The sequence below is a fragment of the Selenomonas sp. oral taxon 149 str. 67H29BP genome, from assembly GCF_000146365.1.
Lineage (GTDB): Bacteria > Bacillota > Negativicutes > Selenomonadales > Selenomonadaceae > Centipeda > Centipeda felix.
On record NZ_GL397087.1, the window covers coordinates 1,186,452 to 1,202,300 of the forward strand.

The window sequence follows — 15,849 nt, forward strand, 5'->3', positions numbered from 1 at the left end:
TCCTCGCACATAAAGGAAGCACTGATAAATTCGGTACAACCATCTTGACGCATCTTTTTTGCCCGCACTTCGGCGGAAAATCCTCCACAGAGCACCACTCTGCGTCCGGTTTTCCACCTCGTTCGGACGAAAAAATCTGCGCCAATCTGGCAGGCCTCATTTTATCAGTGATTCCTAAAATAAAAAGCACCACTTAGAGAAGTACGGATACACGCGAGGCTCCGCCTTGGCACATCTTTTCGCGCGGTCTTTATCGACAAATCCTCCACATAGCTCTTGCTATGCGTCCGATTCGTCTTCTTGACCGAACAAAAATCTGAACCAATCTGACGGACTTCATCGTATCAGCGATTCCCTGTGTGATGCACTCATGTCGATTGGTGGGCCCACTTGGACTTGAACCAAGGACCGACCGGTTATGAGCCGGTTGCTCTAACCAACTGAGCTATAGGCCCCAAACAAAGTGGAGCATACCGTCCGGGAAACACTGCTTCCATCAGCGATCTCCCAAGAGCTTCTGCGCTTCACTTTCAAAAAAACCTGCGCAGAGCGCAGGTATAAAAAACGATGGAGCGGAAAACGAGGCTCGAACTCGCGACCCCCACCTTGGCAAGGTGGTGCTCTACCACTGAGCTACTTCCGCGGAATGGAGCGGAAAACGAGGCTCGAACTCGCGACCCCCACCTTGGCAAGGTGGTGCTCTACCACTGAGCTACTTCCGCATCCTGACAGTGCTGTCAATCAACGGATACTATTCTAACAAGAGACAGGATTTCTGTCAAGGAGGAATTTTAGCGCAATAAATCTTCCTCGCGCAGCTCTTCCATGAAAAGTGTTTCAAAGCCTGATATTTCCTGCTCCAAGATGGCACGTAGCGACTTCTCGAGAAGCGGAATGTCTTCCTGTACAATACTCCATATGATCTCAAAGTCTACATGCCCCTAGTTATGCCGCAACCCACGCATCTGTTTCCATGGGAGCTCGTTATACCGTTCTTTGAAGGGTTCCGTCAGAGACCTCGTCATCTCACCCATCTGCAGGAGATAAAAGCACACGGCATCCCTCTCCACAAACTTATCGGCGGAGATAAAGGCATCGTAATCCTGCCCGATCTTCTGCAGAGCGATGCGAATGCGTACACAGTAGAGGAGCACATGATAAATACGTTGGAGATCCTTATCCCGAATGACCATAGACCTGAACCTCTTCACTGCGAATGCTCTGTAAAAATTTTTTAGAAAGCTGTCGCGTTGTCATAATATCAACCCGTCTGCCAAGTGCATCCTCCACATCCGCATAAAAGCCGGCGACATCCAGCCCTCTCAACATGTCCCCCAAGTCGACACGTAAATCAATGTCACTCTGTTCCGTCGCCTCGCCACGCGCGTGTGACCCGAAAAGAAACACCTTATCTACGCTATAACGGCGACACACGGGATCAATCTTTTTCTTAATCTCAGCAACAGAGTCCATAGCACACCTCCGCTATACTGATAGTATGCCATACAACAGGAAAATCGACAAGAAAAATCCGCGCTGATTTTCAGCGCGGATTCCCTTCATCCATTTACACCTTGAACTTGTCCGTCTCCGTCTGCAGATCGTTTGCCATGTTGGCAAGGCTGCGGCTCGAGGAAGCGATCTCCTCCATGCCGGCTGCCTGTTCCTCCGTCGCGGCGGATACATTCTGCGACTCACTGCCAATGTCCTTGGCAGAATTATCCACCTCGCCCATGCCGTCGACAATCGAGCCCATATTCTCACGCAGTTCGAGCACACGCTTGCTGACCGCAAGCGAAGCCTTCTTGACATCCTCCACCATCTTCAGGATCTCGGAGAAGCTCTCGCCCGTTGCCGTGACGTTCTCCTTGCCCTTTTCGGCCTCACGGCGTCCTTCCTCCATCGAGGCGACTGCCTGGTCCGTCTCATCTTGAATGCTTTGGATGAGCTCAGAGATCTTCTGCGATGCGTTCTGCGACTCCTCGGCGAGCTTGCGCACCTCCTCGGCGACGACTGCGAACCCGCGCCCATGCTCGCCGGCACGTGCCGCTTCAATCGCCGCATTGAGAGCAAGCAAGTTTGTCTGTCCCGAGATATTCGAGATGATTTCGACGATGTTGCCGATCTCCTTTGAACGCTCACCTAGCTTGCTGACGATCTCACTCGTCTGCTGAACCGTCTGTGCAATGGAGTTCATCTGCTCGACGGTCGACTGGACAAAGGCATTTCCCTCTGCCGCCTTCTCTGCCGTCGCCTGTGTCTGCTCACGTGCATGACGCTGATTGGTAATTGCCTCTTCGAGGCCCTTCTGGAACTCTTCAATCGTCTCATTGCTCTTGTGGACAATGTCCACCTGTTTCTCTGCCGCCTCGGCAACCTCCGTGATGGACTGCGCCACGCTCTGCGTCACCTGTGCCGACTGGTTTGCATTCGCCGTCAGTTCCTCGGAGGAGCCTGCCACATCCGTTGCCGTTGTCTTGATCTTGCGGATCATCTTCTGCATGCTCTCGACCATCGTATTAAACTGATGTGCAATATGTGCAAATTCATCATCGCCGTCCAGCTCGATCTTCGAACGAAGATCGCCGCCGGCAATATGACGTGCCCCATCCAGAATCGTATCGACCGACCTCTTGATGCTGCGAAGGAGCAGGACGAGGGTAATAATCGACAGGATAACAACGATCACGAGCGCAATCAGTGTCGTCGTCTTAACCCCTGAGAAAACATCCTCACTGTACGCCATCTCCGCGCGCGCGAGACGTACGCTGTCCGCCTTGTCCTCCTCTAAGAGTTCGGTCATACGTTTATAAACATCAGACTGATCATTGAGAGCCAAAGTGATTGCCGCATCATGATCGCCTGCATCCATAAGATCCGTCGCACGCTGACGCACATCGGCATACGCCTTGCGCTCTTCTTTCAGCTTATTGAGACGTGCCAGTTTCTGTGAACGATCCGACTCGTTAGAGAATGGTGCCTCCTGGATGGCCTGCTCATACTCTTCGTACGCCTTATTCAGCTTCGGTGTGAGTTGGGATATGAGCCCTTCCGCACGGGAACGCTCTGCTTCGTTCGGCGCCATAATGCGCATCAGCTCATACTCACGCCCGTCGGCCGAGAGAGCCTGCACCTGGCTGCCCACATTGATAACATGCGCCCACTTGAATACGCTGACCGTATTTTCATTCAGCGTACTGCTTGAATGATTCGCATAGAATCCGTAGGCAGCAAACATAACCACCAGGAATCCGATGCTCAGCACAATTTTCTTTGCTACTGACATTTCTCAAACCCCTCCACAAAACCCGCACAGGGCTCATCTCCCCGTGTCCAATGATACGGTCTTCCTCAGATGATTTTCATTATAGCATCATCCCTGCCGAATTACCATATGGCAATAAAGATTTTTCTATGATATACTAACATTATTACAGCAAATAAATAGACAAGAGGACGAATACTTATGGCAAAAATGTTAAAAAAGCTGCAAAGCAAGACAGCGCCGCAACAGGAAGAAAAACAACAGCGTCCGCCGGGCAAGGACTACGTTCTCCTCATTCTGATGGCGATGTCCGTAATCCTCGTCATCGCGGCATGGGACACTCTTGATACGCTGACGATCACCATGTACATCCTGCTGACGCTTTCACTCGGGCTAACATACACGCGCCGCCATGCGGCAGATCGCCTCACTGAGACACAGATGATGCTCGTCACACGCGGCAGCATGGTCACCATCGGCATCGCAGGCGCACTGTTTCTGCTGGATGCCTACTATCGCTACATCGCATAGAACCGATGCGAAAGCCCCGCCCTGCACTGGGTCGGGGCTTTTTCTATTCATCTGCCGCATCCCGTTCGCTTCGCGTGCGAAATTGTCCCGGTGTGCAGTTCATGTATTTCTTGAACACGAGCGTAAAGTACTTATAGTCCTGAAACCCGACGCGTGCACCGATCTCATAGATTCGCCCGTCTCCCGCACGAAGATATTCCGCCGCCCGCAGAATGCGGTAGCGGTTGAGGAAATCGTTAAAGGTGTACTTCGTATCCTGTTTGAAACACTTCTGCAGATATGTCTCGGACACACCGTACTCGACGGAAATATCCCGCAGCGACAGTCGTTCTGCATAGTCCACGCGAATGCGGCGCAGGAGTTTTCCCGTATATTTGCCGACCGGTGCCCCCGCCGAGGGAAAAATCTCCACTGGTGCAGATGCGGCATGTTCCTGCGCCAGCCGCCGTGTCTCTGCCCTCCTCCGCAGGCGTTCCTTCGCACGTACAAGGCTCTCATGAAGCGCATCGAAGTCCACGGGCTTCAGCAGGTATTCCGCGACATCGAGAGAGATTGCGCGTTTGGCATAGCTGAATTCATCGTACCCCGAAAGAATGATCGCCTCATAGCCGCGATCTCGGCTCTGCTCGAGCATCCCGAGCCCATCGAGGTACGGCATCTTCACATCAGTGATAACAATATCCGGACGGAGTGTATCGATTTTTTTCAGTCCGTCTATGCCGTCCATTGCCTCGCCGACAACCACACAGTCCTCCTTCAGCCAATCCACCGCATAGAGGAGTCCGCGACGAATGATATCTTCATCCTCAACGAGCAAAACTTTATCCATGTTCTTCCCCCTGCTGCAGCGGCATCCGCAGGATGACCTTCAGCCCGTTTCTATACTCCGCAATCGTCACGCCATAGGCACCGCCGTAAAGCAGGCGGAGCACCCGATGCACGTTGTAGAGGCCGATGTGTTCCGGCTCGGCCGACGCCGACGCGAACATGGCGCAGATCTCTGTATACTTTGCCGAGGTCATGCCTGGACCGTCGTCTATCACGCACAGCAGCAGATCTCCCTGTTCCGCGCGGCACTCGACGCGCAGGCGCAGTTCACGCGTCTGCTCCAGTCCATGGACAATGCTGTTTTCAACGATCGGCTGAAGGAGCAGCTTTGGCACACGGCAGCTGCGCAGCTGCGCAGGGAGCACAATATCGTAGGTCAGCCGATCGCCGTAGCGCATCTTCTGGAGGGTCAGATAATCCTCCACATAGCGGATGTCCACGGCAAGCTCTGCCATGTCCCCGCTCGCACGAATGCCGTAGCGCATCAGGCGGGCAAAGGCGACAACCATCTCTGAGGCGCGCTTTGGATCGATGAGGATCTCATAGCGCAGTGCCTCCATTACGTTAAAGACAAAATGTGGATTGAACTGTCCCTTAAGCTGACGTACCTCCATACGGCGCTTGCGCTCGGCGAGCTCTGCATTGCGTGCGAGCAGACGTCGGATGCGCGCAAGCATCGCATTATAGTCTGCATAGAGGACGTCAAACTCATAGAAGCTCTGCGGCAGATCCTGCGGTCCCATATCGCCGTCCCGACACGCACGTACTGCACGCAGAAGCCCGTCGACAGAGCGCAGGCTGCGCTCCGTCACCCTGCGCGTGAGCACCGGCATGGAGAGAAGGAGCAACACACTGAGCGTGAGCAGAAAGACTGCCCCCGTCGCGGCAAGCTGCTGCTGCCGCAAGAGCGAGGTCATCGTGACAACGCGCACACGCCCCTGCGCACAGGACTGCACAGCGGCATAGGCAGGCTGCCCATCTATTTCCGTTCTGCCGCTCTCCTCCACCGATGCCGTAAACTTTCCAAGCGTCTTTTCTGTCAGGCGATCCGTTGCGAAAATCACATGGTCAAATGGGTCCATCAGTACAACCTGGTCGGCGCCGCCGCGTATGGCGAGTGCATGGAACGCCTCGGTCCGCAGGGCAAAGACGAGATAGCCTGCCGTTCCGCCGTCCTCGCCAGGCACAACAGCAGAAAAGGCATACACTGCCCCCTGATCGTAGGCAAGCGGCAAAAGTACCGTGCTGCTCACTGCTGCATCCGGCGTCCGGTTCAAACGCAACAGTTCCCTGCGGATACCATCATGACGGGCAAAACTGTCACTGTTTACCGCGTAAAGATTCGACGCGCATACTGTCCCGTCCTCCCGCAGCAAGGCAAAATCGGCGCGCAAAGGGCCTGCGAACGAGAATGCATAGAGACGGCGGTATGCCTCCGTAACTGTCTGCCCATCCAATGCACCGCGTACATCCTCCATGCGGGCAAGGCTTTGTACCCCCGCATCATAACGCTGCCACTCGGCATCCGCCACCGCTGCGATCGCCGCGCATTCCTGCTCCGTCTCACGAACAACGCAGACTTCATAGTATAAAACGACAAACACAGCATAGCTGACGAGCATCAGTGCAATAAAGGCAAGGATGGAACGCATGAAAAGGCGGCGGATATACGCACGAAAGCGAACCGACTGTGCCACAGATCCTCCCACCTTCTCCTCCAATATTATCAGCCTTTCCGAAATATTATAAAACGAGAGCACTGCAAATGCAACGCTCTCGTTTTCAATCGTATCACCGGCGTCTGACCGGCACGATCAGAAAGAGTGGATCAGATACTGATATCGCGCCGCCCTGTCACTTTGTAAAAGAGCAGCAGGGAGAGGATGGACGTGACCGTGAGGATGGTCGCATAGGCGGAGGCATTCCCATAATTGCCGCGTATGACCTCCGTATAGATCGAGACAGTCAGTGTTTGATTGGCATTAGTATAGAGGATAATCGACGAGCTCAGCTCACTGATGATCGTCACCCAGCTCATGATCGCACCCGCACAGACCCCCGGAAGCATCATTGGAACGGTCACGCGCGCGAACGTCGTCATCTCCGATGCGCCGAGCGACACCGCCGCCTCCTCGATGCTCGGGCTGATCTGTCCGAGGGCAGCAGCACTCGATCGCACCGTATACGGCATCCGTCGTACACTGAACGCGATGATCATGATGAGCATTGTCCCGCTGATGACAATCGGCGGACTGTTGAACGCGAAGAGGAAGGCAATGCCGAGCACCGAGCCCGGGATGATAAAGGGAAACATCGTAATCGTATCGAGCGCATTGTTGACCGCATTTCTCTTACGCATGCTCAGATAGGCGACGAGAACACCGATCACGACAACGACGGCAATGCTGAGTATCCCAAGCAGATAGGTGTTCAGCACCGCATCGTTATCCTTCGCAAAGAGCGTCGCCTCATAGCTCTGCAGCGCATAGCCGCCCGTAAACACCTGCCCGCCGTTGCTGCGGAGGAACGACGTATAGATCACGACGACCTGCGGCAGGATCGCAAGCCCTGTTACAAGATAGGCAAAGCCATGGGCGGCGATATTGCGCAGCCCCGCCGCACGCTCTGCACTCATCGGCTTGAGTGCCGTCATGGCATAGGTACTCCGCCGTGCCAGTATCCGCTGAGCGAAGAACATGGCAAGGGTCAGTCCGATCATGATGACGCAGATCGCCGCGGCGAATCCATCGTCGCCGCCGACCTCTCCCATGAACTGTGTATAGACGAGGACAGGCATCGTCTTGTAGCCCTCGCCGATCAGCATAGGCGTACCAAAGTCGGCAAAGACGCGCATAAAGACGAGCAGTGAGCTTGCGAGCAGCGTCGGCATCACGAGCGGCACGATAATGCGGCGAATCCGCCCGATGCGACCGCAGCCGAGGCTCTCCGCCGCCTCATTCAGCGAGTTGTCCATATTCTTCAGCGCGCCCGAGACATAGATATAGACGAGAGGGAAAGACTGCAGCGTAAAGACGAGCAGGATCCCCGCAAAGCCGTACACACCGTCAAAGGAAAGACCGAAGGCACTGTTCACCAGCTGCGTTATGACACCATTGCGCCCGAGCAGCTGAATCCATGCGTATGCGCCGATGAACGGCGGCGAAAGATAGGAGATGACGATGAGAATGTTGAGAAAACTGCTCCCACGTATTTTCACACTGCGCATCAAATATGCCATGGGCAGACCGAGTGCTGCCGAGAGCAGCGTCGCGCAGACCGTGACACAGAGGCTGTTCACCATCGTCTCCCAATAGAATCGCTTGGTGAAGAACCGTGCAAAGTAGTCCCATGTCACCCCGCCGGAGACTGGATCGACGAAACTCTTATAGAGGACAAGCACAAGCGGATAGAGGACGAAGATGCCAAATGCTGCGAGGATGAGAATACTGAGGATCGACCATACCGATAGATTTTTTCCCGCGCCGCCCTTCATGACAGATCACCTTCGATCAACGTCGTCTCCGCATCAGCGCGGAAAACATTGATGCGCTCCGCCTTGACGCGCAGCGTAACGCGTGTGCCGTCGGCGAGCAAGGCACCGTCTTCCTGACCGCGGATCGCTTCGACTGCCCGCCCCTGCGCCGTTTCGAGAAAATAGTGTGTTGTCAGGCCAAGGAATACACTGCTCTTTACAACAGCGGGGATGCCATCCCCCTCGCCCTCCGTTATGATAAATTCCTCCGGGCGAACGGAGACGACCACCGCTTGTCCGTCAAACGCCTCAGCGGCAAGATTCTGCATTGGCACGCGGTAGTCCGGCAGAAGCTCAACTGACTTGCGGTCGGCCTCTGACCGCACGACCCCGTCAAAGAGATTCGAGAGGCCGATGAAGGTCGAGACAAAGACATCGGCAGGACGGCGGTAGATCTGCTGCGGGCTGCCGATCTGGCGGACAACGCCGCCCTCCATGACCGCGATACGGTCGGAGACGGCAAGCGCTTCCTCCTGATCGTGTGTAACATAAACGGTCGTTATGTCGATCTGCCGCTGGATCTGCTTAATCGCGTTGCGCATCTCCACACGCAGCTTCGCATCGAGATTGGAGAGCGGCTCATCCATGAGCAGAACCTCTGGTGCGATGACAATGGCACGTGCGAGCGCGACACGCTGCTGCTGCCCCCCTGAGAGCGCCGTCGGCATACGGTCACGCAGTGCATCGATCTTCACCACACGAAGGATCTCGTCGACGCGGCGGTCGATCTCCTCTGCGCTGACACCGCGCATCTTCAGACCAAATGCGACATTATCGCGCACTGACATGTGCGGGAAGATGGCGTAGTTCTGAAACACCATTCCCATGTTGCGCTGATTCGGCGGGACATCGTTGATGCGACGGTCGCCGATCCGTATTTCACCGCCCTCAATCGAATTGAAGCCAATAATCATGCGGAGCAGCGTCGTCTTTCCGCAGCCTGATGGTCCGAGCAGTGTAAAGAATTCACCCGGCCGAACATCGAGAGACAGCCCGTCGATGACGGTGTGATCACTATATTTTTTTACGACATTGTCAATATGAATGGATACACTCACCGTGTTTCCCCCCTTTCCCGAAAAAAGCGAATTGCACACGCCTTGCGGCGGCAGCAAGTCGCTCCTGTCAGGCTGTCTGCTACTGTTTGAAATTCTCGAGATGCTTATTCCACATTGCAACGATCTCATTCTTATGCTGTGCTACCCATCCCTCGTCATAGTTCGGGAAGAGTGCAATGTCCTTCATCGGCGTCATATAAGATGCGAGCGGCACATCCTTGCGCAGGGGGCGCACCGTCAGCTCCTTGCCGGCTGCTTCCTGAATTTTCTGCGAGAGCATATAGTCAACGAACTTCTTCGCATTTTCCGGATGCTTGCAGTCCTTGATGATCTGTACTGACTCACCGGGGAAGATCGCACCTTCCTTGGGGAAGACCACACGCACAGGAGCACCATTTTTCACATAGGTTGCCGCAGGATCCTCCCACGTGAGACCAACCGTATACTCACCGTCCGCCACACCCTTGTGGACGCCGCCCGAACTGTTCAGTATCTTACCGTCGAGATTTGCGATGAACTGATCGACGTATGCCCATGCTGTATCCGACATGGGGTCACCGTTCGTCCCCTTGGCATAGAGCATGGCGATCAGTGACTGCAATGCCGAATTCGATGCTGCTGGATCACCGAAGGCGATCTTCCCCTTCAAGGCAGGATTGAGAAGATCCTCAAAGCTGTCGATCTTCATATCTCCCGCCAGGTTCTTATTAACGATCATGACGGTCGGATCGGCAAAGGCAGGAGAGAAGTATCCCGTCTTATTGCGAAACGCCTCCATCATATTCGCATCCTCAGGGGAGACATACTCCATAAAGAGATCCTTCTGCGACTCGAGCGTCATCTGATCCGATGCCCAGAGAATATCCCCCTGTGGGTTCCCCTTCTCCGAAGCCACGCGCTTGAGGAGCGGTCCCGTCCCTGCAACAATGACATTGACCTTGATGCCCGTGTCCTTTTCAAAATTTGGGATGACGAGATTATTTAGGCTCTCACTGCGTGCTGTATAGACCGTGAGCACCTTCTCCTCCTCGCCGCCTGCCGCCTTCTTGTCCGTGCCGCCACCACAGCCTGCAAGCATCGTTCCCGCGACTGCAGCCACCGCCAAGACGGACAGCCACTTCTTCATCCGTTTCATTCTTCTTCCTCCTTACAGCAGTAAAATTCTGTTAATTATGATTTTATCATATTCTACGAATTTGTATATCCACAAAACAAAAACACTATCCAAAATACGAAACAAAACAACCAACCTGCATACACAGATTGGTTGTTTTTTACAAACTAAAATTCTCTCCGAGATAGAATTTACGTGCAATAGGGCTCTCGGCGATGGTCTTGCTGTTGCCTTCGAGGAGGAGCTTTCCCTCGCTGAGGAGGTAGACACGGTCGACGATGTGGAGCGTCTCACGGACATTGTGGTCGGTGATGAGGATCCCCATGCCGCGCTGGCGCAGATATTCGATGATCTCCTGAATGTCCGCAACGGCAAGCGGGTCGACGCCCGCGAACGGCTCGTCGAGCAGGATGAACTGCGGTTCGAGCGCAAGGCAGCGCGCGATCTCGACGCGCCGCCGTTCGCCGCCCGAGAGCTCCGTTCCGCGGCGGTCGCGGACGTGTCCGATGTGGAACTCCTCGAGCAGGGCATCCAGCTTGTGTTTCTGCTCCGCTGCCGAGAGCTTTGTTGTCTCCAAGATAGCGGCAATGTTCTCCGTGACAGTGAGCTTACGAAAGATGGACGGCTCCTGCGTGAGGTAGCTGATGCCGAGTTCGGCACGGCGGTACATAGGATAGTCCGTGATGCAGATATCGGAGAGATAGACATCTCCGTGCGTCGGCTTCTCCAGACCGACGATCATGTAGAACGTCGTCGTCTTGCCGGCGCCGTTCGGTCCGAGGAGTCCGACGATCTCGCCCTTGTCGATGCACACAGAGATGCGGTCGACCACGGTACGGCTGCCGAACTTCTTGATGAGACTGCGGGATTCAAGATGCATTGCACTCGCTCCTCACTGGGTCACAGCGGTGCCGTCATCGGCGAGGTAGACGGTCATGTGATTGCTGCGCGCTGTATTGTTGCCCTGATATACCCACGCATTCCCATCCAGCTCGACGTAGGGTCTTGGGTCATTACCATAGTAGTCCATGCGGTCGCCGCCGCCCTCAAGATCACGCGCGGGACTCGTGACATGCGCGTTTCCGATCCCCGTAAAGCGGCTCTGCTTCAGCCATCCCTCAAGATGATCCGCTGAGAGTGTACCGTCGGGGCTCGTGATCGTCCCGCCCGAGGAGGCGACAATGTGATCATCCTGTGCGGGATAATAGTCCACCAGAGGACCCGTAAAGGTGCGGCCTGCCTTTGCCATGTGGACGCTGCCGCTCGCCTGCCAATGCTCCTGCCCTGCGGCAAGGAGGCGATCGCAGGAGAGGTTCATGTCCTCACGCTGTGCGCGAACATTTCCCTCAATGGTGCCCTCCTGCGTCTTTGTGTTGTAGGTAGCACGTGCACCCTCGATGTTCCCCGTGCCCTGATCCACGTGTACGCCGCCTTCGGCGGTGACCACGCCCGTTCGCGTATCGTAAGTCAGACGATCCGCCGTGAGATTCGTCGGATCTGCGTTCTGCGGTGCCGCCAGTCCTGTCGTGCAGACCGCGCCTGCCGCAAGCAGGAGCAGTCCCCCGCGGCAAATAGTCCTCTTCGTCATTTTACGTCCCTCCCCTTAATAATGTGCGCATTCCCCTCGATGGCAAATTTCTCAAATTCATCCGCGCTCGTAATACGATCCCCGCTCGCGCACAGATCATCACGTGTGAGGACGGCGCTCCCCTCCGCTGCCAGCTCTTTTTTCGCGGCGGTCCAGTGCAGGGCGTTCGCGCGCAGGGTGATTCCGTTGCTGGTCTCGGCATATATGCCGCCTGTGAGGACAACGTCACGCGTCGTGCTGTCCATGTGCCCCGTATCGGCTTTCAGCGAGAGTGTATTCCCGTCCTCGCTGTAGAAGGTTCCCTCGATCCCCTTCATTGTCGTGTCCTGCGTATCGATATCCACACTCATATTCTGTGCGGTAAGCGTCCAGACCGTGCGCCCATCCTGCTCCTCATGGAGCGTGTTGTCCTCATAGGACATGATGCGCGGTCCCTGCTGTTCATCCGTCTGTTCGGGCGGCTTCGGCACGGAAAGCACAGCCCAGAGGACAAGCCCGAGGAAGGCAGCCGCCAGAACGCCGCCGATGATTTTATTCCGTGTCATCCGACCTTCTCCTCCTGCCCTGCCGACACATGATGCTTTCCTGTCTTCTGCTCCTCTGGAGACGTATTCCATCGCTTTTGAAACCAGATCCACTGCGTCGGATTCTCGCGGATGATCCGCTCGACGATGGCGGTCATCTGCACGGTAAACTCATGGAGATCGCGGTCACTATCCCCCGTATTCGGGCAGCGCATGATCTCCCCGACAATGACTTTATGCTTTCCATTCGGCTGGCGCAGGATGAATGCGGGCACGACGGGGGATCGGAATTTGCGGGAAAAGACCGCCGGTCCGAGCGGGGTCGATGCCGTGCGTCCGAGAAACTCGATGAAGGCACCGCCGGGGCCGCCGTCCTGATCGGCAAGAAAGCCGAGCAGTTTGCCGCGCTTCAGCGCACGCGCCGCCGTGATCAGCTCACTCGTTCCGCGCGAGAAGATCTCCACGTGAATCGTTGCACGCAGATCGTCGAGCACACGCGTATACTGGATGTTCGGCTGTGGCTTGGCAATCGCACTGACGGGCATCCCATTCAGCGTAAATGCTGCCGAGAGCCATTCCCAGCAGCCGATATGGCCCGTGAGGACGACGACGCCATGTCCCTCGGCGAGTGCCGCCTTCATGCGCTCAAGATGGTCGATCTCGATGTAGTCTCTGAAATTGCGCTCGTTCAGCATGGGCATCGCAAGAATATCGAGAAAATTTCGCGCCATATTGATAAAGGAGGCACGTACAAGCTTTTTCGCCGCTGCCTCGTCGATACCGAGCGCGGGCATCATGTGCGCGACGGCCCGCCGCCGCATCTTGGCGATGATGAGGTAGTAGAGGTTACCGAGCACCCAGCCGAGTGCCAGCAGAATGGGACGCGGCGTGTGGCAGGCAACGCGGCTCATCAACATCAGCGTGCGATAGAGCATGACCACACCTCCTCTTTCTACTGTGCTAGTCCATCAACGTCCTCATAAAAGCCTGCAAGAACACAATCCCACAGCCCCTGTGTCTTCAAAATGATCTCATAGACTTCGCGCACCGCACCGCGTCCGCCGGGCTGCACGGCGATGATCTGTGCGATCTCCTTGACCTCGGGGACGGCGTCCCCGACGGCACAGGGCAGACCGACCTGGCGCAGGATCGGCAGATCGACGAGATCATCTCCGACATAGGCAAACGCCTCATCGGAGAGCCCTGTCTGAGCCTTGATGTCCGCATACGCCTCGCGCTTATCGAGGCGTCCCTGATAGACGAGGTCAATATGCAGTTCTTTCGCACGATTCGCGACGATGGGCGAGGCGCGCCCCGTAATGATCGCCGTTTTCAGTTCCACCTTGCGGGCACGCGTGATCGCAAGCCCGTCACGGGCAAAGAACGGCTTAAATAGCTCGCTTCCGTCTGGTGCGACGTAGATCCCTCCGTCCGTCAGCACACCGTCCACATCGAGAATCACACATTTTATCTTCTTTGCACGCGCAATCGCGTCTTCTCGTATCGGCATCAGACCACCCCCTGCCGCAAGAGATCCGTCAGATGAACAATTCCCACGGGAACACCCGCATCGTCAATGACAGGCAGCACTGTGACGGGGCGCGGCTGATGCTTTTCCATGACGGAGAGTGCCGCCGCCGCCATCTTGTCCGGTGCAATCGTGAGCGGCGTGGCGAACATGATGCTCTCCACGTCCTTGTCGAGGAACGTGTAGTCCTTCGCGAGCGCGCGGCGGATGATGCCGTCCGTGACAAGCCCGATGAACTTGCCGTCCGCATCCACTACGGAGACCGCGCCGAGCCCCTTGTCCGTCATGACAAAGAGCGCATCCTTTGCCGTCGTATGATACGGCACGACGGGATTCTCATCGCCCGTATGCATGACGTTCGCCACGGTGAGCAGGAGCTTGCGCCCGAGCGCACCACCCGGATGAAAGAGCGCATAGTCCTCCTTCTTGAAGTCCCGTGCCGCCATGAGTGCCATTGCGAGTGCATCCCCCATCGCAAGCGTCGCCGTCGTCGATGCGGTCGGTGCGAGCCCCAAAGGACACGCCTCGCGTTCGACACCGATGTCAATGTAAAAGTCCGCACTGCGGCCGAGCTGGGACTTTCGCCGCCCACTCATAGCGACGATGCGCGCGCCGATGCGATGGATAATCGACAAAATGTTGACGACTTCGTTCGACTCACCGCTGTTCGAGATGGCGATCACGATGTCATCCGCCGTCACCATGCCGAGATCCCCGTGGAACGCCTCCGCTGGATGCATGAAGAAGGCGGGCGTTCCCGTACTCGCAAGTGTCGCCGCGATCTTTCGTCCGACGTGACCAGATTTTCCCATGCCTGTCACGACGACGCGCCCCTTGCATGCAAGGATCGCCTCTGCTGCTGCCTCAAAGTCATCATCAACGCGATCCGTGAGACGCGCGACGGCGTCTGCCTCCAGTTTCAGCGTCTCAACTGCCTTCTGTCGGATGGTACTCTCTTGCATAGCGTTCTCCTAGTTCAGCTTTTTACGCACGACCTCATAGATGGCGAGGGCATCCTTCAGCAGCTCTTCGAGTTTGTCCAGATAGACCATGTTCGCCCCATCCGAAAGTGCCTCGGCGGGATTGTCATGTACCTCGAGAAAGAGTCCATCGACCCCCGCGCCAACAGCAGCGCGCACGAGATACTCCACGAACTCGCGCTGCCCCGAGGAGCTCGTCCCCGCGCCGCCCGGCAGCTGTACGCTGTGCGTTCCGTCAAAGATCACGGGGTAGCCAAAGCTGCGCATGATGGGCAGCGCACGCATATCGACGACGAGATTGTTGTAGCCGAAGCTCGCCCCGCGCTCTGTCAGCAGGATGCGCTCGCTGCCGCTCTCGTGGATCTTGTCCACGACGTTGCGCATATCGTTCGGCGCGAGGAACTGCCCCTTCTTCACATTGACGACCGCACCCGTCTGTGCTGCCGCGTGCAGCAGATCGGTCTGGCGCGAGAGAAAGGCGGGGATCTGGAGGATGTCCACGACCTTCGCCGCCGGTTCCGCCTGACACGACTCATGGATATCGGTCACAACGGGAACTCCGAGTTCCTTCTTGATCTGCCCCAGCATCTTCAACCCGTCCGTGAGCCCCGGCCCACGAAAACTGTGATAGGCGGAGCGATTTGCCTTGTCAAAGGATGCCTTGAACACGTAGGGGATGCCGAGCCGGTCTGTGATCTCTTTGATGCCGCGTCCGATCATGAGTGAGCGTTCCAGCCCTTCCAGGACGCATGGCCCCGCGAGAAGGACGAGCGGCTCGCCGCCGCCAATCTCAAAATTCGCCAGCTTCACTTTGTTCATGTTCATAGCTCCTTTCAACTGCTGTGCGCACCGCCATACGCTCGTGCTGCATCTGCATTCTACCAGAGTTTCCTGGGGAATC

16 protein-coding genes and 3 tRNA genes are annotated in these 15,849 nt (G+C 56.2%); 1 reads left to right on the forward strand and 18 read right to left on the reverse strand.

Annotated features, from left to right (window positions below):
* Positions 1–378: 378 nt before the first annotated feature.
* From HMPREF9166_RS05555 to HMPREF9166_RS05580, 6 genes are all read right to left on the reverse strand, one after another.
* Positions 379–455: transfer RNA gene (locus tag HMPREF9166_RS05555), tRNA-Ile, on the reverse strand.
* A gap of 113 nt (positions 456–568) precedes the next feature.
* Positions 569–643, reverse strand: a tRNA-Gly gene (locus HMPREF9166_RS05560).
* A gap of 4 nt (positions 644–647) precedes the next feature.
* A tRNA-Gly gene (locus HMPREF9166_RS05565) sits at positions 648–722 on the reverse strand.
* 219 nt (positions 723–941) lie between these two features.
* Positions 942–1,193, reverse strand: a complete 252-nt coding sequence (locus tag HMPREF9166_RS05570; protein WP_009753008.1) for a DUF86 domain-containing protein — start codon at positions 1,191–1,193, stop codon at positions 942–944.
* The gene (locus tag HMPREF9166_RS05575; RefSeq protein WP_009753009.1) at positions 1,177–1,473 is read right to left on the reverse strand and encodes a nucleotidyltransferase family protein; all 297 of its coding nucleotides are present in this window, start codon (positions 1,471–1,473) and stop codon (positions 1,177–1,179) included. Before HMPREF9166_RS05575 ends, HMPREF9166_RS05570 begins: the two co-directional genes overlap by 17 nt.
* A 94-nt stretch (positions 1,474–1,567) precedes the next feature.
* Positions 1,568–3,286, reverse strand: coding sequence for a methyl-accepting chemotaxis protein (locus HMPREF9166_RS05580; RefSeq protein WP_009753010.1), 1,719 nt, complete (start codon positions 3,284–3,286; stop codon positions 1,568–1,570).
* 180 nt (positions 3,287–3,466) lie between these two features.
* Between HMPREF9166_RS05580 and HMPREF9166_RS05585 the strand changes: the two genes are divergently transcribed.
* Positions 3,467–3,796: a hypothetical protein gene (locus HMPREF9166_RS05585; RefSeq protein WP_006690154.1), complete on the forward strand. Its 330-nt coding sequence runs from the start codon at positions 3,467–3,469 to the stop codon at positions 3,794–3,796.
* A 43-nt stretch (positions 3,797–3,839) separates the two neighbouring features.
* Here the strand turns inward: HMPREF9166_RS05585 and HMPREF9166_RS05590 are convergent, their stop codons facing one another.
* From HMPREF9166_RS05590 to kdsA, 12 genes are all read right to left on the reverse strand, one after another.
* Positions 3,840–4,625 (reverse strand): response regulator, encoded by a 786-nt coding sequence (locus HMPREF9166_RS05590; RefSeq protein WP_009753011.1) that lies wholly within the window; start codon positions 4,623–4,625, stop codon positions 3,840–3,842.
* The gene (locus tag HMPREF9166_RS05595; protein WP_254655009.1) at positions 4,618–6,321 is read right to left on the reverse strand and encodes a sensor histidine kinase; all 1,704 of its coding nucleotides are present in this window, start codon (positions 6,319–6,321) and stop codon (positions 4,618–4,620) included. Before HMPREF9166_RS05595 ends, HMPREF9166_RS05590 begins: the two co-directional genes overlap by 8 nt.
* A 131-nt stretch (positions 6,322–6,452) precedes the next feature.
* On the reverse strand, positions 6,453–8,117 hold the full coding sequence (locus HMPREF9166_RS05600) for an iron ABC transporter permease (RefSeq protein ID WP_009753013.1): 1,665 nt from the start codon (positions 8,115–8,117) through the stop codon (positions 6,453–6,455).
* Entirely contained in the window at positions 8,114–9,214 is a 1,101-nt protein-coding gene (locus tag HMPREF9166_RS05605; RefSeq protein ID WP_006690158.1) for an ABC transporter ATP-binding protein, read from the reverse strand. The genes HMPREF9166_RS05600 and HMPREF9166_RS05605 overlap by 4 nt, the downstream gene beginning before the upstream one ends.
* Before the next feature lie 79 nt (positions 9,215–9,293).
* A complete protein-coding gene (locus HMPREF9166_RS05610) occupies positions 9,294–10,349 on the reverse strand; it encodes an extracellular solute-binding protein (protein ID WP_009753014.1) in 1,056 nt (351 codons plus the stop codon).
* Positions 10,350–10,488: 139 nt separating this feature from the next.
* Entirely contained in the window at positions 10,489–11,208 is a 720-nt protein-coding gene (gene lptB / locus HMPREF9166_RS05615) for an LPS export ABC transporter ATP-binding protein (RefSeq protein WP_009753015.1), read from the reverse strand.
* A gap of 12 nt (positions 11,209–11,220) precedes the next feature.
* The gene (locus HMPREF9166_RS05620; RefSeq protein ID WP_009753016.1) at positions 11,221–11,916 is read right to left on the reverse strand and encodes an LptA/OstA family protein; all 696 of its coding nucleotides are present in this window, start codon (positions 11,914–11,916) and stop codon (positions 11,221–11,223) included.
* Positions 11,913–12,461, reverse strand: a complete 549-nt coding sequence (gene lptC, locus HMPREF9166_RS05625) for an LPS export ABC transporter periplasmic protein LptC (RefSeq protein ID WP_009753017.1) — start codon at positions 12,459–12,461, stop codon at positions 11,913–11,915. Before lptC ends, HMPREF9166_RS05620 begins: the two co-directional genes overlap by 4 nt.
* Positions 12,458–13,375, reverse strand: a complete 918-nt coding sequence (locus HMPREF9166_RS05630; RefSeq protein ID WP_009753018.1) for a lysophospholipid acyltransferase family protein — start codon at positions 13,373–13,375, stop codon at positions 12,458–12,460. Before HMPREF9166_RS05630 ends, lptC begins: the two co-directional genes overlap by 4 nt.
* Before the next feature lie 17 nt (positions 13,376–13,392).
* Positions 13,393–13,950 (reverse strand): HAD family hydrolase, encoded by a 558-nt coding sequence (locus HMPREF9166_RS05635; protein ID WP_009753019.1) that lies wholly within the window; start codon positions 13,948–13,950, stop codon positions 13,393–13,395.
* Positions 13,950–14,930 (reverse strand): SIS domain-containing protein, encoded by a 981-nt coding sequence (locus HMPREF9166_RS05640; RefSeq protein ID WP_009753020.1) that lies wholly within the window; start codon positions 14,928–14,930, stop codon positions 13,950–13,952. Before HMPREF9166_RS05640 ends, HMPREF9166_RS05635 begins: the two co-directional genes overlap by 1 nt.
* A gap of 9 nt (positions 14,931–14,939) precedes the next feature.
* Complete coding sequence (gene kdsA / locus HMPREF9166_RS05645) at positions 14,940–15,767, reverse strand: 3-deoxy-8-phosphooctulonate synthase (protein ID WP_039981088.1); 828 nt, start codon at positions 15,765–15,767, stop codon at positions 14,940–14,942.
* Positions 15,768–15,849 lie beyond the last annotated feature (82 nt).

Bases quoted from the DNA above. Each gene is read 5' to 3' on its own strand.
- HMPREF9166_RS05570 (WP_009753008.1), bottom strand. From the start codon at position 1,193: ATGGTCATTCGGGATAAGGATCTCCAACGTATTTATCATGTGCTCCTC.
- HMPREF9166_RS05575 (WP_009753009.1), bottom strand. From the start codon at position 1,473: ATGGACTCTGTTGCTGAGATTAAGAAAAAGATTGATCCCGTGTGTCGC.
- HMPREF9166_RS05580 (WP_009753010.1), bottom strand. From the start codon at position 3,286: ATGTCAGTAGCAAAGAAAATTGTGCTGAGCATCGGATTCCTGGTGGTT.
- HMPREF9166_RS05585 (WP_006690154.1), top strand. From the start codon at position 3,467: ATGGCAAAAATGTTAAAAAAGCTGCAAAGCAAGACAGCGCCGCAACAG.
- HMPREF9166_RS05590 (WP_009753011.1), bottom strand. From the start codon at position 4,625: ATGGATAAAGTTTTGCTCGTTGAGGATGAAGATATCATTCGTCGCGGA.
- HMPREF9166_RS05600 (WP_009753013.1), bottom strand. From the start codon at position 8,117: ATGAAGGGCGGCGCGGGAAAAAATCTATCGGTATGGTCGATCCTCAGT.
- HMPREF9166_RS05610 (WP_009753014.1), bottom strand. From the start codon at position 10,349: ATGAAACGGATGAAGAAGTGGCTGTCCGTCTTGGCGGTGGCTGCAGTC.
- lptB (WP_009753015.1), bottom strand. From the start codon at position 11,208: ATGCATCTTGAATCCCGCAGTCTCATCAAGAAGTTCGGCAGCCGTACC.
- HMPREF9166_RS05620 (WP_009753016.1), bottom strand. From the start codon at position 11,916: ATGACGAAGAGGACTATTTGCCGCGGGGGACTGCTCCTGCTTGCGGCA.
- lptC (WP_009753017.1), bottom strand. From the start codon at position 12,461: ATGACACGGAATAAAATCATCGGCGGCGTTCTGGCGGCTGCCTTCCTC.
- HMPREF9166_RS05630 (WP_009753018.1), bottom strand. From the start codon at position 13,375: ATGCTCTATCGCACGCTGATGTTGATGAGCCGCGTTGCCTGCCACACG.
- HMPREF9166_RS05635 (WP_009753019.1), bottom strand. From the start codon at position 13,950: ATGCCGATACGAGAAGACGCGATTGCGCGTGCAAAGAAGATAAAATGT.
- HMPREF9166_RS05640 (WP_009753020.1), bottom strand. From the start codon at position 14,930: ATGCAAGAGAGTACCATCCGACAGAAGGCAGTTGAGACGCTGAAACTG.
- kdsA (WP_039981088.1), bottom strand. From the start codon at position 15,767: ATGAACAAAGTGAAGCTGGCGAATTTTGAGATTGGCGGCGGCGAGCCG.